This is a genomic window from Herbaspirillum sp. B65 (assembly GCF_000333555.1).
Classification (GTDB): domain Bacteria; phylum Pseudomonadota; class Gammaproteobacteria; order Burkholderiales; family Burkholderiaceae_D; genus Herbaspirillum; species Herbaspirillum rubrisubalbicans.
The window spans coordinates 1-8,458 of record NZ_BADI01001168.1 but is presented as its reverse complement, the minus strand read 5'-3'; the positions used below and the strand labels follow the sequence as shown (position 1 = coordinate 8,458).

5 protein-coding genes and 5 pseudogenes are annotated in these 8,458 nt (G+C 62.8%); 5 read left to right on the top strand and 5 right to left on the bottom strand.

All coding sequences use genetic code 11. The features are described 5' to 3' along the window. Positions 1-321 (bottom strand): annotated as a pseudogene (locus tag I5W_RS28135) (3-phosphoshikimate 1-carboxyvinyltransferase); the annotation flags it as partial. Between the two features lie 176 nt (positions 322-497). Between I5W_RS28135 and ftsZ the strand changes: the two are divergent. From ftsZ to lpxC, 3 genes and pseudogenes are all read left to right on the top strand, one after another. Beyond that, positions 498-1,688, top strand: coding sequence for a cell division protein FtsZ (gene ftsZ, locus I5W_RS28130; protein ID WP_017451938.1), 1,191 nt, complete (start codon positions 498-500; stop codon positions 1,686-1,688). A 140-nt stretch (positions 1,689-1,828) separates the two neighbouring features. Continuing rightward, positions 1,829-2,335, top strand: coding sequence for a peroxiredoxin (locus I5W_RS28125; RefSeq protein WP_043347182.1), 507 nt, complete (start codon positions 1,829-1,831; stop codon positions 2,333-2,335). Between the two features lie 176 nt (positions 2,336-2,511). Continuing rightward, a pseudogene (gene lpxC / locus I5W_RS28120) lies at positions 2,512-3,090 on the top strand (UDP-3-O-acyl-N-acetylglucosamine deacetylase); the annotation flags it as partial. On the opposite strand, the pseudogene I5W_RS28115 reads toward lpxC, so the two are convergent. The 4 genes and pseudogenes from I5W_RS28115 to I5W_RS28100 form a co-directional block, all read right to left on the bottom strand. After that, positions 3,089-3,508 (bottom strand): annotated as a pseudogene (locus I5W_RS28115) (DMT family transporter); the annotation flags it as partial. The pseudogenes lpxC and I5W_RS28115 overlap by 2 nt on opposite strands. Positions 3,509-3,645: 137 nt before the next feature. Next, positions 3,646-5,025, bottom strand: a complete 1,380-nt coding sequence (locus I5W_RS28110; protein WP_044531735.1) for an LLM class flavin-dependent oxidoreductase — start codon at positions 5,023-5,025, stop codon at positions 3,646-3,648. Between the two features lie 9 nt (positions 5,026-5,034). Further along, a pseudogene (locus I5W_RS28105) lies at positions 5,035-6,290 on the bottom strand (SfnB family sulfur acquisition oxidoreductase). A 42-nt stretch (positions 6,291-6,332) separates the two neighbouring features. After that, positions 6,333-7,568 (bottom strand): SfnB family sulfur acquisition oxidoreductase, encoded by a 1,236-nt coding sequence (locus tag I5W_RS28100; RefSeq protein ID WP_044531734.1) that lies wholly within the window; start codon positions 7,566-7,568, stop codon positions 6,333-6,335. Positions 7,569-7,823: 255 nt separating this feature from the next. Here I5W_RS28100 and I5W_RS28095 point away from each other — a divergent pair, with 255 nt between their 5' ends. Together I5W_RS28095 and I5W_RS28090 are read left to right on the top strand one after the other, a co-directional pair. Beyond that, complete coding sequence (locus tag I5W_RS28095; protein ID WP_017452772.1) at positions 7,824-8,030, top strand: DUF3717 domain-containing protein; 207 nt, start codon at positions 7,824-7,826, stop codon at positions 8,028-8,030. A 228-nt stretch (positions 8,031-8,258) separates the two neighbouring features. After that, positions 8,259-8,447, top strand: a pseudogene (locus tag I5W_RS28090) (putative PEP-binding protein); the annotation flags it as partial. Between the last annotated feature and the right edge of the window lie 11 nt (positions 8,448-8,458).

The following is an 8,458-nucleotide window of genomic DNA, read 5'->3' as shown; positions in this document are numbered from 1 at the left end:
TCAGGTTCAGGGTGATCTCGATGTAGGCTTTGGAATGAGCTCACCGACCACCTCGATTTGCATCGCCTCCTCGCGCGCCATCAGGGGCGCGCCCATCAGCAATGCNGTCAGGAACTGGCTGGAGACATTGCCGCGCACCTTCATGCGCGAAGACGTCAGTTGACCACGGCGGATATGCAGCGGCGGGTAGCCGGGATTGCCGGTGTAGTCGATGCGCATCCNCACTGCATTCAAGGCATCGACCAGGTCGCCGATGGGCCGCTCATGCATCCGCGGCACGCCATGCAGCGTGTAGTCGCCGCCCAGCACGGCCAGGGCCGCTTAGAATAGCGGTATCAAGGCATGACTCGCAGCAGTGGCAGCATCGGCAGCATACGCATCAAAAAGCAATAACAGGGAATTGAACCTCTAGACAGCAGTGGTCAGTTGCTAGTCGTCACACCGCGTGATGCCTATCAACTGCCAGCTGCAGGACACATATATTTTAAGGAGTCATCATGGAAATCGATATGGTCGACAATGCGACGCTGGGTACGATCATCAAGGTCGTGGGCGTTGGCGGTGCTGGCGGCAATGCCGTGCAGCACATGATTAACAAGGGTGTGTCCGGCGTCGAATTCATCGCCGCCAACACGGATGCCCAGGCGTTGAAGCAATCCAAGGCGCACAACGTCATCCAGATCGGCGACACTGGCCTGGGAGCAGGGATGCAGCCGGAAATCGGCCGCCGCCTGGCCGAGGAAACCCGCGCCCGCATCGAAGACTCCCTGCGCGGCGCGCACATGGTCTTCATCGCGGCCGGCATGGGTGGTGGTACCGGCACCGGTGCTGCTCCGGTGGTGGCGCAAGTGGCCAAGTCGCTGGGCGCCCTGACGGTGGCCGTGGTCTCCAAGCCGTTCTCGTATGAAGGCCAGAAGTGCATGGACATCGCCGATGCCGGTCTGGAAGAGCTGTCCCAGCACGTCGATTCGCTCATCATCATCCTCAATGAAAAACTGGAAGAGATCTACGAAGACGACAGCATGATCGAATGGCTGTCGCACGCCGATGACGTGTTGAACAATGCGGTGGCCGGTATTGCCGAAATCATCAACGTGCCGGGTCACATCAACGTCGACTTCAACGACGTCAAGACCATCATGGGCGAGCAGGGCAAGGCCATGATGGGTACCGCGACCGCGGCCGGCGTGGACCGTGCCCGCGTGGCTGCCGAGCAGGCCGTGGCTTCGCCGCTGCTGGATGGCATCGACCTGTCCGGCGCGCGTGGCGTGCTGGTCAACGTCACCGCCAGCCGCAGCCTGAAGGGTAAGGAAATCAAGGAAGTCATGGCCACCGTGCGTGCCTTCGCCGCTCCCGACGCTTCCATCGCGCAAGGTATCGCCTACGACGACGGCATGGGCGATGAAATCCGCGTGACCGTGGTGGCCACCGGCCTGGGCCGTGCCCGCAAGGCAGTGCAACTGGTGCAGACCCCGGTCATGCGCACCGGTACCCACAACGAGCCGATGATGGCCGTCGGTGGCAACCTGCAGCAAGGCGCAGCCCAACCCGCTGGTGCGGCATTCGGTGGCTTGAAGGCACCGGCGGTGTGGCGTCGCGAGTCGGCCTCCGACACCGTGCGCGCACTGGAAAAGAACGGTATGGAAACCTACGACATCCCGGCCTTCCTGCGCAAGCAGGCGGACTGATCCTGCTCTGCCAAGGCGGGTCTGCAGCTTCACAGCAGGCTGGCCGGTTCCAAGGCATACTAACGCCGCGCCTGGTGCGCGGCGTTTTTTTTATCTCCCCTATTCATATCCATATTCATACAACCAGACGAGGAAAGACCATGACCATCAAGATTGGCGAGCACCTGCCCGAAGGCACCCTGACCGAATTCATCGAGACCGAAACCGAAGGCTGCAGCCTGGGCCCCAATGCCTTCAAGGTGTCGGATCTGGTCAAGGGCAAGAAGATCGCGCTGTTCGCGCTGCCCGGCGCCTTTACCCCGACCTGTTCGGCCAAGCATGTGCCGGGCTATATCGCCTTGGCTGACCAGTTCAAGGCCAAGGGTGTGGATGAGATCTGGTGCATCTCGGTCAACGACGCCTTCGTCATGGGCGCCTGGGGCCGCGACCAGAAGGCCACCGGCATCGTGCGCATGTTCGGCGACGGCAGCGCCACCTTCACCAAGGCCCTGGGCATGGAATTCGACCTGACCGAGCGCAACATGGGCGTACGCTCGCAGCGTTACTCCATGCTGGTGGAAGACGGCGTGGTCAAGCAACTGAACCTGGAAGCTGCCGGCAAGTTCGAAGTCTCCAACGCAGAGACTCTGCTGGCCCAACTGGGCTGATCGCAGCCCTCCCGGCATGGTGGGCGCGGGTGGCATGGCGTTTTCCTGTATGGAAATGATTTATGCCGCATCACGCCCATCTGACGCAGTCCTGACGGCGCTTGCAGATGGGAACGATTTGCAACACCGCCGTGCGGGCCGGGGCGAGGGCAGGGCATCTTGGCTATAATGGCCGGATGTTGAAACAGCGCACAATCAAGAATCTGGTCAAGACCACTGGCGTGGGCCTGCACTCGGGCACCAAGGTCGAGCTCACCCTGCGTCCGGCCGCGCCCGATACCGGCATCATCTTCCGTCGTATCGATCTCGACCCGGTGGTCGAGCTGCCGATGATCGCCACCGGCGTGGGCGACACCCGCATGGCCTCGACCCTGACCAAGGATGGCGCCAAGGTATCCACCGTCGAACACCTGCTGTCGGCCTGTGCTGGCCTGGGCATCGACAACCTCTATATCGATCTGACCGCCGAAGAAATCCCCATCATGGATGGCTCGGCCTCGTCCTTCGTGTTCCTGCTGCAGCAGGCCGGCCTGCAGGAGCAGAACGCGCCCAAGAAATTCATCCGCGTGAAAAAGCCGGTGGAAGTGCGCGAAGGCACGGGCGACAAGGAGAAATGGGCGCGCCTGGAACCCTATGACGGTTTCCGCCTGAAGTTCTTCATCGAATTCAACCATCCCGCCGTGGATGGCACCGGACAGGTGGCCGAGGTCGACTTCGGCATCGACTCCTACGTCAAGGAAATCGCCCGCGCGCGAGGCCAATGCCGATCGCCCCGCAGGCCACCGCTCCCCACACCCGCAGGCTGATCCTTTCCTTCAGGAAGACCCAGCTCATCACCGCCACCACGGCCGGGATGGACGACATGATCACCCCGGCCGAGACCGCATTGGTCATCGACACGCCAGTGATCATGCACAGCGTGAAAAGGAAATTGCCGAGGAAGGATTCCAGGAAGACCAACCAGCGCGACTGGGTGGAGAGCGCTTGTTCAGAGGCCGGCTTTTTCATCCAGCGCAGCATGGCCACCGCGCCAATGGCAAAGCGCAGCCAGGCCAGCAGGAACACCGGCAGCATCGCCGCCAGCGGCTTGGTCAGCGCGACGTAGGCGCCGACTAAGGACATGCTCAGGATCAGACAGCCGTAGCCCAGGGGGCGGCTGGGGGTGTAGCTCATGTTGGGTGTGATGTTGGTCTCGGGGCCAGCAGCCGCGCAGGCGCTGGCGGATGGATTGAGCCAGCATTTTAACCGCTGGCGTGCGTCGCACCGCCGACGATGCTAAACACCCCTGACCAAGAACACCCAACCCTGGTTCAGACCTGCGCCACCGCCGCCCCTACCCTGAACCCCGCCCCCACATGCTCTGGCGGCAAGGTCGCGCCACGCTGGAACAGCTTTTCGCGCAGCGTTCCCTGGGCATATTCGCGCTTGTAAGAGCCACGTTCCTGCAACACCGGAATGACCAGTTCGACGAAATCCTCGAAGCTCTCCGGGCTGACCGTGCGGGTCAGGTTGTAGCCGTCGATGCCGGTGTCGGCCACCCAGCTTTCCAGTTCATCGGCGATGCGCTCGGGCGCACCTACGATGCTGGCGTAGCGGCCACCCAGTTCCAGCTGCTGCAACAGCTTGCGCTTGGTCCAGTTCAGTTCCGGTTGGGTCACCACCGTGGCCAGCGATTGGATGGCATTGGTCTTGGCAGCGCGTATCGGTTCATCCAGTCCGTACTTTGAAAAGTCGATGCCGGTGCCTGCCGCATAGTGTGCCAGACCGGCTTCAGGACTGGCATAGCGGGCGTATTCGCGATACCGATCCTGGGCCTCCTGCTCGGTGCGGCCGGTGACCACGGTCAGGCCCATGAAGATCTTGATGGCCTGCGCATCGCGCCCCTCGCGTACCGCGCCCTCGCGGATGCTCTGCACCAGCTTGCGGGTGGCGTCCTTGCTCTGGCTGGAGATGAAGACGCATTCGGCATGACGCGCACCAAAGGCTTGCCCACGCCCGGAGGAGCCGGCCTGGTACAGCACCGGGGTGCGCTGGCGCGAGGGTTCGCTCAGATGGATGCCTTCGACATGATAATAGTCACCGTGGTGACTAATCGGATGCACCTTGGCTGGATCGGCATAGATGCGCCGCGCACGGTCGCGCAGCACGGCGCCGTCTTCCCAGCTGCCTTCCCACAGTTTGTAGACCACTTCCATGAATTCATCGGCGCGGTCATAACGCTGGTCGTGTTCCAGTTGTTCGTGCAGGCCCATGGCGCGCGCGGCGCTGTCGAGATAACCGGTGACGATGTTCCAGCCCACCCGGCCACGGCTCAAATGGTCCAGCGTGGACATGCGGCGCGCAAAGAGGAACGGCGCTTCGTAGGTCAGGTTGGCGGTGACGCCAAAACCCAGATGCTCGGTCACGGCCGCCATGGCCGAGACCAGCATGAGCGGGTCATTGACGGGCAACTGGATGGTCTCGCGCAGGGTCAGGTCGGTATTGCCCTGGTAGACGTCATAGACCCCCACGATATCGGCCAGGAACAATCCATCGAATTTGCCGCGTTCCAGCAAGCGCGCCAGATCGGTCCAGTAAGTGATGTCGGTATAGTCCTGCGAGCGGTCGCGCGGATGCGTCCACAGGCCGTGGTTGATGTGGCTGACGCAATTCATGTTGAATGCGTTGAGCCGGATTTCCTTCTTGGCCATGCCAGCTCCTCAGATCGCGCCGTGGCGCGGCGGCTTCTTGCCGTTCAAGACGTAGTTGCCGATGGCGTGGTATTTCCAGCGCACCGGGTCGTGCAGCGTATGGGTGCGGGCATTGCGCCAGTGACGGTCGAGATTGTGTTCGGACAAGGTCGATTGCGACCCGGCCAGCTCGAACAATTTGCTGCCGGCCGCCAGCGACACCTCGGTGGTCAACACGCGCGCTTCGGCCACGGCGATGGACGCTGCGGCGACGCTGTCCTCGTCAGGGGCAGCCGCGGCGGCCTCGACCTTGCGCGCGGCGCGGCGCACCAGGGCTTCGGCGGCGTGCAACTGGATGGTCAGATCCCCCACTTCACGGATGGTCAGCGGATCGTCAGCGGCGCGCTGCACGCCGCTGTCGACCCAGGCCCGCGAGCGGGTGCGCACGAACTCCAGCAGGTCGGCATAGGCGGCGCGGGCGATGCCCAGGTCGATGGCGGCGTGCTGGAGCTGCGCCATGGGCCCCAACTGGGTGGGCCGCGTAAAGGCGCTGGCAAACCCGATCACGGCCTCGGCAGGGACATGCACATTCTCGAACACGGCACTGCCACTGCCGGTAGTGCGCTGGCCGAAGCCGGACCAGTCGTCGATGATGGTCAGGCCCGTTGCATGACGCGGCACGATGGCCAGTTGCTGCACACCGTCCTCATCGATCACCGAGGTCGGCACCCAGTCGGCAAAGAGCGCGCCGGTCGCATAGAACTTGCGGCCATTGATGCGGTAGCCGGGGCCTTGTTTGTTGCGGGTGAAGCGGGTCTTGCGGTCATGCGAAGTCTTGGTGCCCAGTTTGGCCAGGGCATTGCCGAAGCGCTGGCCCTGCACAACTGCTCGAAGAGAAAACGTTTCTGGGCATCGCTGGCATTGACCCGAATCACTTCCACCGCATAGAAATGGTTTTGCGGAATCTGTCCGATGGAACCATCGGCAGCGGACAGAGTGGCGATCACCTCGGCCAGGGTGCCGTAGGACACCCCGGCACCGCCATATTCCTTGGGCACGGTGATGCCCCACAGGCCCGAGCGCACGTAGCGTTCCAGTTCATCCCAGGGCAACTTGCGTTCGCGGTCGCGCAAGGCGGCCTCGGCACGGAAGTCCTCGGCCAGTTGGCGGGCACTGGCCAGCGCCTGGGCATCATCGCGGATGCGCGCCACCAGGCGCGGCGGTGTGGAGGAAGGCGGCGGCAGGGTATCGAGGGTGGTGGCGCTGAGCGCGGCGGTCTGGGTCATGACGATTCGGTGTCGAAGAGAATGGAAGGCGCAGGACGAAGATCAGCTCCAGTTATGGCGCGGCGGTGGCGTGCCATTCAAGGCATAGTTGCCGACCGCGAAATACTTCCAGCGCACCGGATCATGCAGCGTATGCACGCGTGCATTGCGCCAGTGACGGTCGAGGTTGTGCGTGGCCAGGGTGGCCGCCGAACCGGAGAGTTCGAACAGTTTTTCGGAGGCCTGCAAGGCCACCTCGGTGGAGAGTACCTTGGCCTCGGCCACGGCCACCGAGGCTTGCGCCATCTGTTCGAAACTGATCTGTGCAGGCAGCGCATCGAGCAGCGCGGCGGCGTCTTCCAGCAAGGCTTCGGCAGCGTGCAGGCGCAAGCTCAGGTTGCCGATGTCGCGCAGGATGTAGGGATCGTCGGCGGCGCGTTCCAGGCCGCTATCGGCATAGGGGCGCGAGCGCGTGGTGACGAAGGCGATGGTGTCCTGCACGGCAGCCTGGGCGATGCCGGCATCGATGGCGGCCTGGATCAGTTGCGAGACCGGGCCGATATTGTTGGGCCGTTGCAGCGTGTCCTTCAACGGCAACACCTGCTCGGCCGGCACCCGCACGTTGTCGAACACCACCGTGCCGCTGGCGGTGGTGCGCTGGCCGAAGCTGGACCAGTCGTCGATCACGCGCAGGCCGGCCGCATCGTGGCGGTTGTAGACCACCAGCGGCTGGCCATCGTCATCGATGGCGCGGGTGGGGATCCAGTGTGCATAGAGCGCGCCGGTGGAATAGAAACGGGTGCCATTCAAGCGGTAGCTGCCATCACCGGCCTCGGTGTCCAGCGTGGCGCGGGTGCGCACGTCGAGCACGTTCTTGCCGTTGCGTTCCGGCCCGGCATTGCCCAGGCGCGCACCGTCCAGCACTTCGCCGAAGAAGAAGCGCTGTTGTGCTTGGCTAGCGAAGTTGGCGATCAGGTTGAGGTTGCCGAAGTGGTTCTGCGGGATCTGGCCGATGGAAGGGTCGGCGGCGGAGATGAGGCGAAATACCTCGGCCACCGTCTGCCATGAGGCGCCAATGCCGCCATGGCTGCGCGGCACCGTGATGGCCCACAGGCCGCTGTGCGAAAAACGTTCGATCTGCTGGAACGGCAGGATGCGCTCGCGGTCGCGTTGGGCGGCGCTTTGCGCGAACTCGGCCGCCAGTTCGGCGGCCACCTGCAGCGCCTGTTCCTGGCTGGTGATGCGCTGGGCACTGCGGGCGCCGGGTCGATAAGGGGTTGCGAGGATGTGCGCAGACATGGACCACTCCTGAGAATGCAGCGGCCAATGCGCCGCATGAGGGTCTCATTAAAGCAAAGCACAAGGCCGATCCGAACGAAGCATTGCGCATGTGCTTGCTTGGTTTTCGCATGTGGCGCAGCGCAGGGTGCTTATGCAGAAACTGCATGATGCCCTGGCAAGCCCGGCAGTACTGTGTTTTCAGCCAGTATCGGGAGGCAAAATGGGTTAGAATGCGGCCACGTTTTGCCTTAGCTCTTTATCAGAAACACCGCCATGCTCACCCTCACCGAACTCGAAGATGCAATCAATTACTGGCGCCACCAGCGCCCGGCCAGCGGAGAGGAGTGTGCACTGTCCCCCGAAGTCAATGCCCTGGCCAGCCTCTATGCGCTGATGATCTTCCATCGCCGCCACGAAGTGGACCTGGAACAGATCGATACCCAGGCGCGCCAGTTGATCGAAGCCTGGCTGGCCAGTTGAATCGCTGAACCTGTCAGAGCTCTGACCTCTAGAGCTCTGATCTCTAAGACCTCTGACCTCTGGCGTTTGCCCCTGCTTTCCCTGGTTTGACCATGACGACGGTCACTTTCCTGTAAGCGCGTTATCCTAGACTCCTTCTCAACGTTCCCATGCCCCTGGTGCGTCCCGGGAACACCATGAAAGGATGAACGATGCGCAAGGAGCCCGAACAGTTGCCGCCCACCAATGGCCGTGCAGGCCTTGCTGACCAAGGTCATCACCACTTGCCGCGAAAAGGGCAAGTACGTGGGTATCTGCGGCCAAGGTCCTTCGGATCACCCGGACTTCGCCCAGTGGCTGATGGAGCAGGGCATCGAGTCGATCTCGCTGAACCCGGATACCGTGATCGACACCTGGCAGCAACTGGCCAAGAAGTGATGAAGCTTAAG

What these genes read in the sequence shown, in the direction of transcription:
- ftsZ (WP_017451938.1), top strand. Translation starts at nt 498, where the DNA reads ATGGAAATCGATATGGTCGACAATGCGACGCTGGGTACGATCATCAAG.
- I5W_RS28125 (WP_043347182.1), top strand. Translation starts at nt 1,829, where the DNA reads ATGACCATCAAGATTGGCGAGCACCTGCCCGAAGGCACCCTGACCGAA.
- I5W_RS28110 (WP_044531735.1), bottom strand. Translation starts at nt 5,025, where the DNA reads ATGGCCAAGAAGGAAATCCGGCTCAACGCATTCAACATGAATTGCGTC.
- I5W_RS28100 (WP_044531734.1), bottom strand. Translation starts at nt 7,568, where the DNA reads ATGTCTGCGCACATCCTCGCAACCCCTTATCGACCCGGCGCCCGCAGT.
- I5W_RS28095 (WP_017452772.1), top strand. Translation starts at nt 7,824, where the DNA reads ATGCTCACCCTCACCGAACTCGAAGATGCAATCAATTACTGGCGCCAC.